12 protein-coding genes and 1 tRNA gene are annotated in these 16336 nt (G+C 55.2%); 8 read left to right on the top strand and 5 right to left on the bottom strand.

Annotated features, from left to right (window positions below; translation table 11 throughout):
* The first annotated feature begins 103 nt into the window (after positions 1–103).
* Genes ADG72_RS01925 through ADG72_RS01915 form a run of 3 tightly spaced genes read left to right on the top strand, consistent with a single transcriptional unit; the run spans position 104 to position 3397 of the window.
* The gene (locus ADG72_RS01925) at positions 104–1468 is read left to right on the top strand and encodes a hypothetical protein (RefSeq protein WP_048711795.1); all 1365 of its coding nucleotides are present in this window, start codon (positions 104–106) and stop codon (positions 1466–1468) included.
* 2 nt (positions 1469–1470) lie between these two features.
* Positions 1471–2484 carry a hypothetical protein gene (locus tag ADG72_RS01920; protein WP_065427143.1) on the top strand — a complete coding sequence of 338 codons (1014 nt, stop codon included), beginning with the start codon at positions 1471–1473 and terminating at the stop codon, positions 2482–2484.
* Between the two features lie 13 nt (positions 2485–2497).
* Complete coding sequence (locus ADG72_RS01915; protein WP_048712056.1) at positions 2498–3397, top strand: tetratricopeptide repeat protein; 900 nt, start codon at positions 2498–2500, stop codon at positions 3395–3397.
* 79 nt (positions 3398–3476) lie between these two features.
* Here ADG72_RS01915 and glgB read toward each other — a convergent pair whose 3' ends face one another.
* From glgB to glgX, 4 genes are all read right to left on the bottom strand, one after another.
* A complete protein-coding gene (gene glgB, locus ADG72_RS01910) occupies positions 3477–5663 on the bottom strand; it encodes a 1,4-alpha-glucan branching protein GlgB (protein ID WP_048711793.1) in 2187 nt (728 codons plus the stop codon).
* Positions 5664–5699: 36 nt separating this feature from the next.
* Positions 5700–7718: a maltotransferase domain-containing protein gene (locus ADG72_RS01905; protein ID WP_048712054.1), complete on the bottom strand. Its 2019-nt coding sequence runs from the start codon at positions 7716–7718 to the stop codon at positions 5700–5702.
* Positions 7719–7842: 124 nt separating this feature from the next.
* The gene (gene trpS / locus ADG72_RS01900; RefSeq protein ID WP_048711791.1) at positions 7843–8943 is read right to left on the bottom strand and encodes a tryptophan--tRNA ligase; all 1101 of its coding nucleotides are present in this window, start codon (positions 8941–8943) and stop codon (positions 7843–7845) included.
* An 18-nt stretch (positions 8944–8961) separates the two neighbouring features.
* On the bottom strand, positions 8962–11244 hold the full coding sequence (glgX, locus tag ADG72_RS01895) for a glycogen debranching protein GlgX (RefSeq protein ID WP_048711790.1): 2283 nt from the start codon (positions 11242–11244) through the stop codon (positions 8962–8964).
* A gap of 105 nt (positions 11245–11349) precedes the next feature.
* Between glgX and ADG72_RS01890 the strand changes: the two genes are divergently transcribed.
* From ADG72_RS01890 to mnmA, 4 genes are read left to right on the top strand one after another with little or no spacing between them, the layout of a single operon-like run.
* Positions 11350–12159 carry an electron transfer flavoprotein subunit beta/FixA family protein gene (locus ADG72_RS01890; protein WP_048711788.1) on the top strand — a complete coding sequence of 270 codons (810 nt, stop codon included), beginning with the start codon at positions 11350–11352 and terminating at the stop codon, positions 12157–12159.
* The gene (locus tag ADG72_RS01885) at positions 12156–13154 is read left to right on the top strand and encodes an electron transfer flavoprotein subunit alpha/FixB family protein (protein ID WP_048711786.1); all 999 of its coding nucleotides are present in this window, start codon (positions 12156–12158) and stop codon (positions 13152–13154) included. Before ADG72_RS01890 ends, ADG72_RS01885 begins: the two co-directional genes overlap by 4 nt.
* Positions 13155–13163: 9 nt before the next feature.
* Positions 13164–14348 carry a cysteine desulfurase family protein gene (locus ADG72_RS01880; RefSeq protein WP_048711784.1) on the top strand — a complete coding sequence of 395 codons (1185 nt, stop codon included), beginning with the start codon at positions 13164–13166 and terminating at the stop codon, positions 14346–14348.
* Positions 14345–15511, top strand: a complete 1167-nt coding sequence (mnmA, locus tag ADG72_RS01875; protein ID WP_048711782.1) for a tRNA 2-thiouridine(34) synthase MnmA — start codon at positions 14345–14347, stop codon at positions 15509–15511. The genes ADG72_RS01880 and mnmA overlap by 4 nt, the downstream gene beginning before the upstream one ends.
* 37 nt (positions 15512–15548) lie before the next feature.
* Here mnmA and ADG72_RS01870 read toward each other — a convergent pair.
* Positions 15549–15629, bottom strand: a tRNA-Leu gene (locus ADG72_RS01870).
* A 91-nt stretch (positions 15630–15720) separates the two neighbouring features.
* Between ADG72_RS01870 and ADG72_RS01865 the strand changes: the two genes are divergently transcribed.
* Positions 15721–16197 carry a peroxiredoxin gene (locus ADG72_RS01865; RefSeq protein WP_048711780.1) on the top strand — a complete coding sequence of 159 codons (477 nt, stop codon included), beginning with the start codon at positions 15721–15723 and terminating at the stop codon, positions 16195–16197.
* Positions 16198–16336: the final 139 nt, after the last annotated feature.

Below are 16336 nucleotides of genomic sequence, written 5' to 3'. Positions count from 1 at the left end.
AGCTACGTGCACGTGGCGTGAGACACCTCCAGTATGCACTCGTGTTGTTTGCCCGTAGAGTTACAACTAGAGGTTGACATATCCCATTAATAGGAGACTCCGAGTGGACCAGCTCAGAAGATTTTCAGGAGCAGCTGCAGCATGTGCAGTTGCAGTGATTGCTGCGATCGTCGCAGTATTGGCTTTGACTGTATGGAAGCCAACGCAACAAATTAGTGCGACTGTTACCCCCCAGCAGCCGGTCGTCATCACCCGCGAAGGACTCTTCCAACTCGAGGGGGGTGAAGTCACCGTTACCGCGGCTTCTGCCTCGGGAAAGCAAGTGACGATGGCGTTGGGTACAGCGGCAGACGTTCGTGCATGGGTTTCTGATCTGTCTTATGCGGAAATCACTGGCATCTCGGCGAACCGTGAGAATCTTTTGACCGAGGGGCATGACTCCGCAACGTCGGCAACCTCGTCACCTTCTCCTTCGCCCTCCAGTGAGGCTCCACAAAACCCTGATCAGAATGCTCAGCCATCGCCTTCTCCCAGCGCGACTCCAACTCTGTCGGCTGCCGGTGGAGATATGTGGCTTGACGAGGCGACCGCTCCTTCGTCCGCAACGATGACCCTTCGTGATGTTGCAGCAGGTCGTTCGCTGGTTATTACTTCAGATGGAACGACTCCCTCTGATTTGACGGTCACTATGACCTGGCAGACGCCGCATGCGAATGTTTTAGCAATCACTGCCGGCGTCATTACATTCATCTGCCTTCTCGTCGCCGCTGCCTTGGTCGGCCTCGTTCTTTGGCGTGAACGTCATGTGGCTTCTGAAGAAGAAAAGGGCAAGGAAGGTGAAGCAGAAGAAGGGGCATCTCAACAGGTGGATCCCGCCTTCTTTGAAACCGCCGAAAACTTCGAGTCTTCTGAAGCAGAAACCGAAACCCTTCAAAGCGACAACGAAGAAGCTGAAGAGTACAGCGACTTAGCCGAGGGCGGGGAAACGCCTGATGACGTAACGGCCCAGGATTCCTCCACCGAGGCCGCTGAGTTTGACGAGGAAATGCCAGAAGACGCATCCTCAGACGACCGTGCCGCTGAAGAGAGCGCTGGAGTTGATGAAACTTTCGTCACCGATCAGGATGAATCTTCGGACTCTGAGCCGCGTCGTGGTCGCCACGGCATTGCCTATCACGATGACGAAGTAGACCCACCTGCTCGTGAATCAACAGATACTGGAATTATTGATTTGTCCGGTATTCGTCCGGGTGCGGTTCTTCCTTCGCGCCGCGCACTGCGTCAGGCGCGCGAAAAGGGCGAGGAGCGCTTGGTGATTGGTGGCCAGGAATTCGATACTGGCTTGATTCCTCAGGTGGAGAAGCAAGAAGAAGCATCCACCGGTGAAGGATCCGAAGAAAAGCGCTCGTGGGGATCGCTCATGGGGAGCTGGATTTCACCGAAGCAACGCGGACAGAAGGGACAGTGACGATGAGATTACGACGTATCCTCCCGGTTCTGTGCGTGCCTGCACTTGTTCTTGGGGCATGTAGCAGCCGTGATCTAGTTGCTCCCGAGGTGACTTCCCAGCCTTCTTCTGCTTCTCCGAACCTAGACTCGGCTCGCATCGAGCGTGTTCTTGGATCTATTCAGGACACGATCAATACTGCTGATGCGACACGTGACGCGGCTGCTCTTGAACCTCGGCTTGAGGGCGGGGCATTGCGTATGCGTAGTGACCAGTATGCTGCTGCTAAAGCAACGAATACTGAGGTGCCTAAGCTTGTCGTCAACCAGGGTTCGGTTGCAGTGACAAATTCGGACCAGTGGCCGCGCGTTATTGTGAATGTTTCCAGCCCTGATCAGGCATCTCTTCCTGTGCTCGCATTCGCAGTTCAAGATGACGCGCGATCGAAGTACAAGCTCGTCGGCTGGACGCGCGCGCTTGGTGGAGCTCAATTCCAGCTGGATAACGTGGAGAAGGGCTCTGCGGCACTTGGTCCTGATGCTCAGGGATTCGTGAAGACCCCGAAGGAAGCGCTCCAGGGCTACGTGGACATGCTGAATTCCGGTAATGCCGGTAACGATCAGTATGCGGGTGATGATTTTGCTCGTCGCTATTTGCAGGATGCGAAGAGTTTGAATGATGCGGTTCAGGCTGCTGGAAATGTTCAGGCACATGCTGATCTCTCGGCTGATTTCCCGATTGTCGGTGTCGAACTGGTCGATGGTTCAGCTCTTGTTGTCGCTTCATTCACCTATACTCAGACCTATCAGCGCACTGTTGCTCGTTCGACTATGCGCCTCGGGGGAACAACTGCTGCATTGGCAGAAGGCGATGATGATACGGTCAAGGGAAAGGCGACAGCAACCTACATTGTGACCGTGCTCCTGCACATCCCCAAGACCGGCTCGGATTCGCAGCTGATAAGCGCCGTTGGCGCGGAACGCGCACTTGGCTCGGTCGTCAAGGATGATGGCGCCGGCAACCCTGATCAGCGTTAAGGAGATCTTCTTCATGAATAATGATGCTCACAATCCTCAGCCTGCAGATTCGCACGGTGCACTCGACCTTAGTGCAGCTGCTTCCGCCGCAGGACAGGGAGGCCCCAGCACTTCTCAGCAGACAAGTCGAGAAGGCGGTGCCGGTGGCATCAGCATTCCGCTGATTGATTCCTGCGATGATTCCTCTTTTGAGGCCATTGCCGCGAATTCTCAAAAGGTTCCGGTTGTCCTCGTTCTTTGGGCTGCTCAATCTCTTGAATCTAAACAGTTGCTGGCCACCCTTGAAGAGCTTGCACGAGAAAAGGCGGGTGCCTTCCAACTTGTTGAGGTCGATGTTCAACAGGCCCCTCGAGTTGCACAGGCATTCCAAGTGCAGGTGCTTCCGACAACGGTCGCTCTTGTCGGCGCGCGTCCTGTCCCTCTCTTCCAAGGTGTTGCCGCTAAGGAACAGATTGCCCCTGTTATCGAGGATTTGCTGAAGGCTGCTGGGCAGATGGGGGTGACCGGTCGGATTGCTGTGAGTGGATCCGATGTCGCGAAGCCCATTCCAGAGGAGCACGTCTTCGCCCTTGAAGCTGAAGAACGCGGAGATCTTGAAGCTGCGCAGGCTGCCTGGGAGAAGATTATTGAACACAATCCCCGCGATGAAGAGGCAAAGAATCACCGCGCGCGGATTAATTTCAAACTGCGTGAAGCTCAGGAAAACAGCGATCCCTCCGCACAGGCAGATGCACTCTTCAATGAGGGAAAGACCGCCGAGGCGTTTAATGTCCTTCTGCGTCTCATCGAAGACAGCCCGGAGGATCAACGTGAAGATTACCGTGTCAGGCTGCTTGATCTTTTCCGCATTGCGGGGAATACCCCGGAGGTTAAGGCTGCAAGACGGCGTTTGTCTGCGCTGTTGATGATCTAGAAGCTGTTAGCAGGCAGCTAATTAGGGGTGTGGGGAACAGATGAAAATCTGTTCCCCACACCCCTAAGTGCTAAGAAGCTTAGCGCTGCGGTGCCAGCCAGAGAGCACCCAGAGGAGGAACGCGAAGCTCAACCGAGTAGGGGCGTCCATTCCAGGGGATCTCTTCAGCAACGAGTTCGCCGATATTAACGACTCCTGAACCACCATATTGTGGGTCATCCGTATTGACGACCTCTTGCCAGGTTCCCGCATGAGGCAGGCCGATGCGGTAGCCCTCGTGGGGGTTACCAGCGAAGTTCACCACGCACACAAGCTCATCCTGAGCGCGGTGGCCGCTAGTGGCCTCGGACTTACGGATATAAGAGATCAGGTTGTGATCGCCATCGGAGGCATCAATCCACTCGAAACCTGTGTAGGTGTCATTCCACAGTGCTGAGTGGCTGCGGTAGAGCTCGTTGAGGCGCGTAACCAAAGCTGCCATTCCGGCATGATCGGGCCGATCGTAGAGCCACCAATCTAGCGAGTAGCTTTCATTCCACTCTTGTTCCTGTGCAAATTCCTGTCCCATGAAGATCAGCTGCTTACCGGGGTGCGACCATTGGTAGGCGAAGAGCGAACGCAAGCCAGCCATCTGTTGCCAATGATCACCGGGCATCTTGGAGACAAGCGCGCCCTTGCCGTGAACGACCTCGTCGTGAGACAGAGGCAGCACGTAGTTCTCTGAGAAGGCATAAACCAGTGAGAAGGTCAGCTCACCGTGATGCCAACGACGATTGACAGGATCTTCGGAGAGATAACGTAGGGTGTCATTCATCCACCCCATGTTCCACTTCATTCCAAACCCTAGGCCGCCCCCAGAGGTAGGAGCAGTAACTCCGGGCCATGCGGTCGATTCTTCGGCAATCATGACAATTCCAGGATGCAGACGGTAGGAGGTCGCAGTTGCTTCCTGAAGGAAAGAAATCGCCTCGAGATTCTCACGCCCGCCGTATTGGTTCGGACGCCACTGGCCGTCCTTGCGCGAATAATCCAGATAGAGCATGGAAGCAACGGCATCAACACGTAGGCCGTCGATGTGGAATTGGTCAAGCCAGTACAGTGCATTTGCAACCAAGAAGTTTCGCACTTCATTGCGGCCGAAATTAAAGACGTAGGTTCCCCAATCCGGATGCTCACCGCGCAGCGGATCAGGATCTTCATATAGCGGGGTACCGTCGAAGCGTGCCAGTGCCCAATCGTCCTTGGGGAAGTGGGCGGGTACCCAGTCCAAGATCACACCAATACCTTCTTGGTGGAGACGGTCCACAAGGTAACGGAAATCATCGGGAGTGCCATAGCGCGAGGTTGGTGCGTAATAGGAAGTGACTTGGTAACCCCAAGACCCGCCGAAGGGATGCTCAGCAAGAGGCATGAATTCGACGTGGGTGAACCCCATCTTCTTGACGTAGGGGATTAACTCATCAGCCAAGCCGCGGTAACCCAGATCCTGCTTCCAGGAGCCTGCGTGAACCTCGTAAATCGACATGGGGCCGCTGTGGGGGTTAGCGTCCTCACGTGCGCGAAGCCAGTCTTCGTCGTTCCATGTGTGGAAGACATCGGTGACGACCGAGGCCGTGGCTGGGGGAATTTCCGTTGCCCGAGCCATGGGGTCTGCTTTTTGGAACCAGTTTCCCGATGGTCCTTGGATTTCAAACTTGTAGCGGGCGCCGACACCAATGCCGGGAATGAAGAGCTCCCACACTCCAGAAGCGCCCATCGTGCGCATGGCGTGTCCGGTCCCGTCCCAGAAATTGAAGTCACCGACAACACGCACGGCCTGCGCATTGGGAGCCCACACTGCGAAGGCAACGCCATCGACAGGTCCCATGACACCATCAAAATGCATGAGGTGGGCACCCAAGACCTCCCAGAGGCGCTCATGGCGCCCTTCGGAGATCAGATAGGTATCCATTTCACCAACGGTCGGGAGGAACCTGTAGGGGTCATCAACAACCTGCGAATGATCTCCGTAGGTCACGCGCAGTCGATAGTCGGGAATGTCTTCTGCAGCGAAGACGCATACCCAAACACCCCCGTGTTCGTGGGTTGCATGGTAGGTATGGTCCTGAGTGAGCACCTCGACCGAATCGGCCAGATGGTGAACGCTGCGGATCGTGACAACACCGTCATTGAGGTGTGCTCCCAGCACATCGTGGGGGAGAGGATAGCGCCCTTCGGCTACCGCATCGAGGACGTCTGTGGCCACTGCTGTCGCTTGAGGTTCCATGTGTTCATCATCTCACGTTTAAAGAAGATCCAATAATTACTCGGTTTCGATGGCCATGACATGACCTAATCGATCCCAGGGGGACAGGCGTACCCAATTGGTGCGTGACCAGGAGTAATGCTGTCCGTCGAGCTCATCGACCACGGTAAAGTTTGCCGATGATGTCCCCAAGGAAAGTCCGCTCAAATCAACATCGATTTCCCCTTCAACCGTATTTTCTGGGTCCAAGGAGATCACGACGATGACTGTATCGGGCAAACCGGTCGCTGAGAATCGAGCGGGGACATGCTTGGAGAAGCACAGGATCTTCTCCGAGGTCGTGGGGTGGATGCGAAGATCGTGAAGCTGGCGCAGTGCTGGGTGGCGTTCACGAGCGCTATTGAGAAGTGTTAGCAGAGCCGGGATTCCCGTCTCTTGGGCAAGCTTTGGATCACGAGGCCGGAATTCATACTTCTCGTTATCGTTGGGTTCTTCGGCACCCTGGCGCTGAATATTTTCAACCCACTCGTATCCCGAGTAGATTCCCCATGAGGGTGCTCCAAGTGCCGCCAACATCGCGCGAATTGCGAAGATTGCACTTCCCCCAGAGGTCATTTGAGGAGTGAGAATATCGTGCGTCGTGGGCCAGAAGGTCGGACGAATAAGGTGCGCAGTATCGTGTGCGAGCTCCTGAAGATACTCTTCGATTTCTTGCTTTTCGGTTCTCCACGCGAAATAGGTGTAGGACTGGTCAAAGCCAACCGCACCCAAGGTACGCATCATTGCGGGGCGGGTGAAGGCCTCGGCAAGGAAAATAACTTCCGGATGATGAGTATGGATTTCTTTTAGGAGCCTTTCCCAGAAAGGAACGGGTTTCGTGTGCGGATTATCGATACGGAAGATCGTCACCCCGTGGGAAATCCACAATTCGAGCATGTCACGAATTGCCGTGTAGATTCCTTCTGGATCTCGATCGAAGTTCAGGGGATAGATATCCTGATATTTCTTCGGTGGGTTCTCTGCGTAAGCGATCGAGCCATCTGCGCGCTGAGTGAACCATTCTGGATGCTCGCTCACCCACGGATGGTCGGGGGAACACTGAAGTGCGATATCCAGTGCAACCTCTAAGCCCAGATCTTTTGACTGGGTAACGAAATAATCAAAATCGTCGAAATCACCCAGCTCAGGGTGAATAGTATCGTGGCCGCCCTGAGCTGAACCAATGCCATAGGGGCTGCCGGGTTCACCTCTGTGAGCAACCAGAGAGTTATTCTTTCCTTTTCGATTGGTTAAACCGATAGGGTGAATTGGCGTCAAATAGACAACGTTAAAGCCCATAGACGCAATACGGGGCAGATCCTCGGTCGCGGTGCGCAAGGTTCCCGATACCCAGCGTCCTTTCTTATCCTGGAAAGCACCGTGTGAACGTGGGAAGATCTCGTACCACGCACCTGCGAGGGCGCGGTTTCGTGCAACGTAGAGAGGGAAGCTACGGGTTGACCCGTAGAGGTCACGGAGTGGGAAATTGCGGAAGACCGCGCGCACCGGAGCAGCCAGGCCGGCGGAGAGACGACGCTGGGGAGTCTGAGTAGTATCGCGTAGGGCCTGTGCGGCAGCAAGTAGGGTTTCAATACCTGCTCGACTGGGTTGCTTTTGAGAAGGATTGTTCAGTGCCTCTCCGCGTGCGGCGCGTTCCATCAAGAGTGCGCCTTCTTCGAGCATGAGTTCGACGTCGACCTCGGCTCCAATCTTTACTGCGGCGTCGTGACGCCACGTGGCGTAGGGGTCTGACCATGTATCAATGCGGAAACTCCACTTGCCAACCGCGTCTGGCATCAGCCACGCTTCGTAGCGGTCGAGGCCGGGAGCAATGTCATGCATGAGGGCGCGTGAATGAATGGAGCCGCCGGGGCGAATGAGAACTGCCTCGGCAGCATAGGCATCGTGGCCCTCTCTGAAGACGGTTGCTCGGATAGGAAATGCCTCAAAAACCGTTGCTTTAGCCGGCAAATTCCCGTCCTCGACGACGGGGAAAACTTCGGTGGCCGGGATGCGCGCAAGTAGTGTCTCGTTCACATACTCAAGCCTAATCGATACTGTGACGATCGACATACTCAGGAGGGGAAAAGAGTAGAAAGGGTCCAAAAAGGTGGTGGTTACTTCCGTGGAAGTAACCACCACCTTGAGCGTAACGAGAAGCTCAGTAGACCATATGCATCGCTTCGCGGACCTCATTCAAGGTCTTTTCTGCACGTTCGTTTGCCTTCTCATTGCCTTGGCGGAGGATCGAGAGCAGGTATCCCGGATCAGCCGCTAGCTCGGCACGACGTGCACGGATTGGCGCAAGCATTTCGTTAAGGGCCTCTGTAACGGTTGTCTTGAGCGCGCCGCCGCCACCATCACCGATACGCTCGGCGATAGCAACCGGATCCTCGCCGGTGGCCAAAGAAGCTAGCATCAGCAGGTTAGCTACCTCGGGACGATTCTCAGGATCATAGGTGATGTGACGATCTGAATCGGTCTTTGCGCGCTTTAAGATTTTTGCGGTCTCATCTGCGGTCATCGCCAATTCGATCGTGTTGCCGCGAGACTTCGACATCTTCGTTCCGTCCGTTCCCAAGAGCAGGGGAGTCTCTGAAAGAAGCGCATCAGGACGGGGGAATACTGCTCGCTTGGGGTCGACGCGACCGTAACGCTTATCGAAGCGCTGAGCAATCAGACGGGTCTGCTCAATGTGAGGGAGCTGGTCTTGCCCGACAGGAACAATATTCGCCTTGCAGAAGAGGATGTCACAGGCCTGATGCACCGGGTAGGTCAACATCAAACCGGTCATTGCACGTCCGTCGGTCGCTTCCAACTCTGCCTTAACCGTGGGGTTACGGTGCAACTCGGCCTCGGTGACCAAGGAAAGGAAAGGAAGCATGAGCTGGTTTAGCGCAGGAATTGACGAGTGGTTGAAGATCGTTGTCTTTTCAGGATCCAAGCCAACTGCGAGGTAGTCAGTGACCAGGCCAAGGACGCGCTCTTGAATGGGGCCGACAGCATCGCGGTCTGTGATGACCTGATAGTCAGCTACAAGCACCCAAGTATCGACTCCGCGTTCTTGAAGGAGAACGCGGTTACGCAGGGTACCGAAGTAGTGACCGAGGTGCAGGCGTCCAGTTGGGCGGTCGCCAGTAAGCACGCGAAAACGCGTGGGATCTTGGTCGATTGCCTCGTCAATTTCCTTCGAACGCGCAAGAGAACGCGCAAGAGAGGCATCAGAGGTAGATTGCTCGAGAGTTTCTTCGCTGGTAGTCACCACTTCAGTTTAGCGTGATCACTGCGCGGGCGAAGAGTCCACGGATGAGAGGTAGATATGCATGCTGAAAGGATCCATGGAAACTGTTGCATCCGAAGCCTTGTAATCCAGAGTGTGTGGCAAGACGACCGCATCGTTCATCGAGGTCACACCACCGTCGTCGATCTGGCTCCATGCACTATCGAAGACATGCACCCACTGGACTCCACGGCCTCGGGGAAGAAGAATATTGCGGTCCACTGTCGTTCCATTGAAGAGGACAAGAGCATCGCGAGAACGGTAGGGAGTACCTGAACGCAGCATTTGGAAAACGCGTGAATCGGGTGATGCCCATACGTCGTCACGCATGGGAACCCCACTAGCGTCATACCACGAGAGGTCAGGAAGCGTATCGCCATGGGGCTCGGATCCGGAGAAAAACTTCATTGGCCGCAGTGCGGGATGCGCGCGGCGTAATGCAAGAAGCCAACGGACGATCTCGAGCTGTTCCTTTTGGAGCTCGGAGAGATCCCAGTCGATCCATGAGATGGGAGAATCTTGGCAGTAGGCGTTGTTATTACCAAATTGCGTGCGGGAAAACTCATCACCCGCAACCAATATGGGCGTTCCAGAGGAAACAAGGAGCGTGGCAAGAAGATTGCGTTGTGAGCGCTGGCGCGCGGGGACAATGTCTTCAACAAAGCCGGTGATATCACGGACATCGGGGTCGACACCCAGAATCGGTGCGGCCAAAGCTCCCTCAAGGCCGTGGTTCCACGAGTGGTTGTTATCCGAACCGTCGCGGTTTTCTTCCAGGTTTGCCAAGTTGTGCTTATGGTCAAATGCCGTAAGGTCGGCCAAAGTAAAGCCGTCATGTGCCGTCACAAAATTGACAGATGCTCCCGGCCCGCGAAGGTATCCAACGCCATGGCCAAAGAGATCTTGAGAACCCGAAAGACGAGTTGCGAGCTCATTGGCTCCACCAGCCTGTCGTCCCACACTAAGCTCTCGCAAATCAGAAAGCCAGAAGCTTCGAATGGCATCACGGAAACGGTCATTCCACTCGCAGAAAGGATCGGGGAAATTACCCGTCTGCCACCCGCCTAAACCAACATCCCAGGGCTCTGCGATGAGCTTGGTCTCGCGGAGTAGGGGATCTGCCCCCATCGCAATAAGTAGGGGATGAAGGGGAGTAAAACCGGTTGAAAAACGCCCGATAGTCGCAGCGAGATCAAAGCGGAATCCATCAATTCCCATGCTGGATACCCAGTAGCGCAGCGAATCCAAAATAAGGGAAATCACCTGAGGATTATCGGTATTAAGTGTGTTGCCACACCCCGTTGTATCGATGATCTGTGAGGGGTAGGCGTCGGTTCGCCTGTAGTACAGAGGGGAATCAAGCCCTCGCAGTGAGAGCGTCGGACCAGTGTCCCCGCTCTCACAGGAGTGGTTATAGACCACGTCAAGGATCACTTCAATCCCGGCCTCGTGGAGGATTGAGACCATCCCGCGGAATTCGTCAATCACGGCCTGTGGGCCTCGTGCACGAGCAGCGGCGCTGGCATAGGAAGGCTCAGGGCTAAAGAAGGACAGGGTGGAGTATCCCCAATAATTCGTCAAGCCGCGCTCGACTAAGAAAGGTTCATCAGACTTTGCGTGGATCGGGAGAAGCTCGACAGAGGTCACTCCCAACTCTTTGAGATAACGAACGGAAGCGGGATGCGCAAGACCCGCATAGGTCCCTCGCAGATTGGGAGGGACCTCCGACATGTTCTGCGTGAAGCCTTTGACGTGTAACTCATAGATGACGGTCTCATCCAAAGGAACCTTTGGCTGTGGGGTAATGCGGAATGAGGTGTCAATAACCACGCTATGAGCGTTAAAGGGCGCGGAATCAGTTGTCGAGGGCTCGAGGGGGTAAGAGACCGGGTAGAGATCTTCATCGACTTGGTGCGCGTAGACCTCGGGATGAATGTCGACAGCACCTGCGAGGCCACGGCCATAGGGATCGACCAGAAGCTTGTTTTCGTTAAAGAACAGACCGGCATCGGGATCCCAAGGGCCTTGGGCACGAAAACCGTAGTGGGTTCCGAGGCCGAAACCTTCGATACGCCCATGCCAGATGCCGTGATCGGGACCAAGAAGACGATAACGCTGTTCAAACCCGGTATCCGGGTCAATGACGCAGAAGTCAACCTGGGTAGCACGTGTCGACACCACTGCAACGTTGAGACCTGATCCAGAAACGGTAACGCCCAATTGACGATAGTGAGGATGAGGTTGTGTAACGGCGTGGTAGACGTAATTCGCCTGTTGTGACATTGCCGCCCCTTTTTCTCATGTCAGAACTGAGAACATCATAGTCGTATCCGTCCGGTCGCACACATAGAGCTGCGCATATCAGCACCGATATGGCACTCTGGATACATGAGGATTGCAGTTCTGGTCAAACAGGTTCCTGATACAAGCTCGGACCGGCGTTTTGAAGACTTACGTTTAGTGCGTGGCGAAGACGATGTCCTAAACGAAGGCGATGAACACGCAGTGGAAGCTGCGGCTGATCTTGTTCGCACTCACGGAGGTGAAGTCGTTGCGGTGAGCATGGGGCCAGAAGATGCCAGTGATGCACTGATTCGTGCGCTGGCACTTGGTGCCGATAGCGCTTATCTGCTCTCTGATCCCAAGCTTGAAGGTGCGGATGTCACCGTTTCAGCGCGTGCGCTCGCGGCTTTGCTGACGGTCTTGGCGGATGAGGAACCTTTCGATCTGATCATTGCTGGGATGGCAGCGGCGGATTCGATGACTTCAATGCTTCCTGCGGCGCTTGCGGCGGCTCTTGGCCTTCCCTTGGTTTCGCAGGCGCGAGAGTTGAATGTTGACATCGAGCACTCACGGCTTCGCGCATCGCGAAGTGTTGATGGTGTTGACGAATCCCTTGAAGCGCCTTTCCCCGCTGTTGTTTCTGTTTCAGATCAACTGAACGAACCACGTTTCCCCGGTTTTAAGGACCTTAAGGCTGCTCGGATGAAGCCCTTAGTTCGTGCCGAACTTGATGACATCGCCGAGTGCGATCCCAGCGGAGTGCTCTCGTCCGTCCTAGCTTCTGGATTCGATGCGATGCCTCTTCGTATGGAATTTATCGAGGAACATCTCCGTGGCGGATCAGGTGAGGTATTCCCCGATACCGGTGATGGTGGTAAGCGTCTTGCGGAATTCATTGAGGAGAAGTTGAAGTGAAGGCTTTGTTGAACTCTGCGGTCGTCGTTCTTGACCTGGTTTCTACTGAGGGAACAATTGATGCCCGTCACAAGGACATCATTGCCCAGGCTCGCGCGTGCTGCGAAGAGTTGCATGCGATTGTCTTGTGCCCTGAGATCCTCGATTCCCTTCGAGGGGAATTGGGGCGTATTGGCGTCTCCTCTGTGATCCCGATTGTCTGCCCCGAGGCCGCGATCACGACATCGGCTTTACTCCCTTCACTAGAATCTGCGTACCGAAGCCTGAATCTCCCCGGAGCACCGATTTTCTTTGCCACGCGTTTCCTTGACCGTGAGTGTGCCGCTTCCCTTGCCGTAATTTTGGGTGGGTGCGCCATTGCCGAGGCCGTCGAGATTCACGTTGAAGAGGATCGTTTGCGCGCGACGACAGATGCTCTTGGTGGCTCGTGGCGGGGAGAAGTCCTTGCCGCAGCTGCACCCGCGTGCGTGTGTCTGCGTTCGCGCGGCCTCATTCCTCAAGAGAATGATGGCCAGTGCCGGGTGGGTGAGCCGATTGTGCTGTCCCTGAGCGATAAGACGACCAGGGTTCATGAGCGTGCGTATCAAAGTGGAGACGGTCGCCCGAAGGTGACTGAAGCTCAGGTCGTTGTAGTTGGCGGTCGCGGCGCAGGGCAGGACTGGAGTTTGGTCGAAGATCTTGCCGATGCTTTGGGCGCTGGCATCGGAGCAACGCGTGATGCTGTTGATGAAGGCTGGGCGAAGCGCAGCGCGCAAATCGGCCAAACCGGCGTCACGATTGCTCCGAAGCTCTATATCTCTCTTGGCGTTTCAGGTGCAATCCATCACACGATTGGAATGATGTCCTCGGGAACGATCGTTGCAGTCTGTGATGACCCAGATGCTCCGATCTTCGAAATTGCTGATTTCGGAGTTGTCGGAGATCTGTACGAAATTGTTCCCCAAGCGCTGGAGCATATTCGCGCGTGGCGTGCGAATGAGCTCCAGGACAACTGAAAGACACCCGTGTCGCACTATCTTGATCACGCCGGTTCCACCCCCTTGGCACCCGGAGTTCGTCAGGCCTGGCTTGACGCCCAAGACGCTCTCAGTCGGCGTCCTGGAAACCCCGCAGCTCTTCATGCTGGCGGACGTTCCGCTAAGCGTTTGCTGGAGGATGCGCGTGAACGCGTAGGTGCTGCCGTGGGTGCTTCACGCGCGGAGGTTGTTTTCACCTCGGGTGCGACAGAATCAGATGCGCTGGCGCTTGTCGCTGCCTCTCGAGGGATGCGCGGGGCCGACGCAGCACGTGTTGATGTTTGGATGTCTCCAGTTGAGCATGATGCGGTGCACGAGCAAGGTGTTGTCCTGCGTCGAGAGGGATTTACGCCGCGGATCTTCGCGGTGAATTCTTCGGGGCGTGTGGAGTATACGGATTTAGGGCCAGCAGAATTTGAACGTGCGGCATTAATGTCAATGACGTGGGTGTGTTCTGAGCTTGGAACCATTGAGCCGGTCGGTGAATTTGCCAGCTTTGTTCACGACGCGCGGGCGGATCAATCGCCTCTTCTACATTCGGATGCAGCTCAAGCAATCGGCTACTGCGAGGTTAATTTTGCTCAGTCAGGCTTAGACCTATTGTCGATCGGTGGTCATAAAGTCGGTGCTCCTGTTGGTACGGGTGCACTGATCGTCCGTCGAGGCATCAAGGTGGTCACTGACCGGCCAGGTGGGGGACACGAACGTGGAATCCGTTCTGGAACCCCCGATGTTGCTGGGGCCTGCGCGCTTGCAGCTGCCCTTGAATTTGCAGTGGAGCATCGCCTCGAGCGTGTCCAACGTGCGCAGAAACTCCGTGAGCGTCTTATTTCCGGCCTCCCTCAGGGGGTGCGTTTAAGTGTTGACCCAGCGACGGCCTCGGCAGCGATTATTCACTTATTGATCCCGACTCACCATCCCGAGGCAGTTCTCTTGGCTATGGATATGGCAGGCGTAGACGTGTCGGCCGGTTCGGCATGTCATGCTGGAGTGACTCGGCCCTCGCGTGTGGTGATGGCCCTTGGCTACAGTGAAAATCAAGCACTTGGTGTGCTGCGGGTTTCCACGGGAATGGAAACTACCGTAGAAGATATTGATGCTTTTCTTCGCGCACTTCCCGCCGCAATCCGAGCGGGACAGGCATTGGATGAACGAGACAGGATGGATGCATGAGGGTTCTTGCGGCTCTATCGGGTGGAGTGGACTCTGCAGTCGCGGCAGCGAAGGCTGTAGAGGCCGGACACGAGGTCGTTGGAGTGCATATGGCCCTCTCGTCTCAACCACAAGAATGTCGTTTGGGTTCGCGCGGCTGCTGTTCGGTTGAAGATGCCGCTGATGCTGCTCGTGCTGCCGAAATCATGGGTATTCCATTTTATGTATGGGATCTTGCAGAAGAATTTGAGCAGACGGTCATCACCGACTTCGTTGATCAGTACAAGGCCGGACACACCCCAAATCCCTGTGTTCGTTGCAACGAATTCGTCAAGTTTAGAGAGCTTGCCCAGCGTGCGCGGGCACTGGGATTTGACGCGGTTTGTACCGGTCACTACGCGCGTATTGTTCAGACAGATTCGGGTCCTCAGCTCCATCGCGGACGTGACGAGGCAAAGGATCAGTCCTATGTGCTTGCAATTATGGGACCCGAAGAACTTCCACGTGTGATTTTCCCTCTGGGAGATGCTCCATCGAAATCATGGGTGCGCTGCGAAGCGGAAAGAATGGGGCTTGGAGTATCAAATAAGCCGGATTCTTACGATATCTGCTTCATTCCTGATGGAGATACGCAGGGCTTTTTACGTTCACACCTCGGGAGCAACCCGGGCGACATTGTTGATACTGAGGGTCGCGTTGTGGGTCGTCACGATGGCTACTGGAACTTTACCGTTGGCCAGCGACGCGGATTGAACTTGGGTAACCCAGCTGCCGACGGGCGACCTCGCTATGTTGTTGAGACGAAGCCTCAGCTCAACCAGGTTGTCGTTGGTGCTTCTGAATTGCTCTCTGTTGACCATATTGATTGTTCTGAGCTCGTGTGGCTCGCGCCCGATGATTTGGGAGAGATCAATGAGGTTGCCACACACGAGTTTGGCCCAAGTCTTGGCCAGCGCTGCCTGAATGAAGTCGATGAGGCAGTCGTGACGGCTCAGATTCGTGCACATGGGGTGCCCAGCGTGGTGACCGAGCTTGTTCGAGAGAATAACGAAGACGGAAGCTCACGGCTATCTGTAGCTTTGGCTCAGCCAATCCGCGGTGTCGCTGCTGGGCAATCTTTGGTCCTGTACCGGGGGACTCGAGTGATTGCCGAGGCAACAATTGAGCGCGCCTACCGCGGATAAGTAAGTGCGGTCTCGTAGGGGCAAAGGAATTTATCAGTGCGCAAGATGGGACTCGAACCCACACGTCAAAGACACTGGAACCTAAATCCAGCGCGTCTACCAATTCCGCCACTCGCGCAACAGCACAGAGTTTACCTTATTGGAAGGGGTAAGTGCTGAGGATCTATCTTGGATGGGCGCGCCAATGGAACCCCAGCTAAGCTCAGATTATGACTCAACTTCAGGTGGGGGAGAAAGCTCCCGATTTCACTCTTGAAACAACTCACGGCACGCTTTCCTTGCACGATCTGCTGGGAGAAGCGAAGTCAGGTGTGGTTGTTTATTTCTACCCCAAGGCATCGACTCCCGGGTGCACGAAAGAGGCATGCGATTTTCGCGATAGCCTCAATTCACTCAAAGGCGCGGGGTATTTGGTAATCGGTATCAGTGCTGATTCTATGAAAGCACTTGAGAATTTTGCTTCGCGCCAAGAACTTAATTTCCCCTTGGCATCTGATCCCGAAAAGGAAGTTCTCACCAAGTGGGGTGCCTTTGGTGAAAAGAAGAACTATGGAAGGGTTTTTCAAGGAATTATCCGCTCCACAGTTGTCCTTGACCCCTCTGGAACCGTCACCCACGCACTGTATAACGTGAAGGCAACGGGGCATGTCGCACGTTTGCGGAAGCTGCTGGGATTGGATCAATAACGCTGCTTAACAGAAAATCGGGCCAAACCGCTCCATTGCGATTTGGCCCGATTACTCTGTGGTGTCGGGATAATCTCGAGGAAACTTTGATAATCCCCGGACTAGCTTGCCAATCACGTAGAAAATACGTGTTGTGAAG

Source organism: Trueperella pyogenes, from assembly GCF_001070855.1.
Lineage (GTDB): Bacteria > Actinomycetota > Actinomycetes > Actinomycetales > Actinomycetaceae > Pauljensenia > Pauljensenia pyogenes_A.
The sequence above is the reverse complement of the archived record's forward strand: the minus strand, read 5'-3'. Positions and strand labels throughout refer to the sequence as shown.

Coding starts and splice junctions, on each gene's coding strand:
- ADG72_RS01920 (WP_065427143.1), top strand. CDS start 1,471: ATGAGATTACGACGTATCCTCCCGGTTCTGTGCGTGCCTGCACTTGTT.
- ADG72_RS01915 (WP_048712056.1), top strand. CDS start 2,498: ATGAATAATGATGCTCACAATCCTCAGCCTGCAGATTCGCACGGTGCA.
- glgB (WP_048711793.1), bottom strand. CDS start 5,663: ATGGAACCTCAAGCGACAGCAGTGGCCACAGACGTCCTCGATGCGGTA.
- glgX (WP_048711790.1), bottom strand. CDS start 11,244: ATGTCACAACAGGCGAATTACGTCTACCACGCCGTTACACAACCTCAT.
- ADG72_RS01890 (WP_048711788.1), top strand. CDS start 11,350: ATGAGGATTGCAGTTCTGGTCAAACAGGTTCCTGATACAAGCTCGGAC.
- mnmA (WP_048711782.1), top strand. CDS start 14,345: ATGAGGGTTCTTGCGGCTCTATCGGGTGGAGTGGACTCTGCAGTCGCG.
- ADG72_RS01865 (WP_048711780.1), top strand. CDS start 15,721: ATGACTCAACTTCAGGTGGGGGAGAAAGCTCCCGATTTCACTCTTGAA.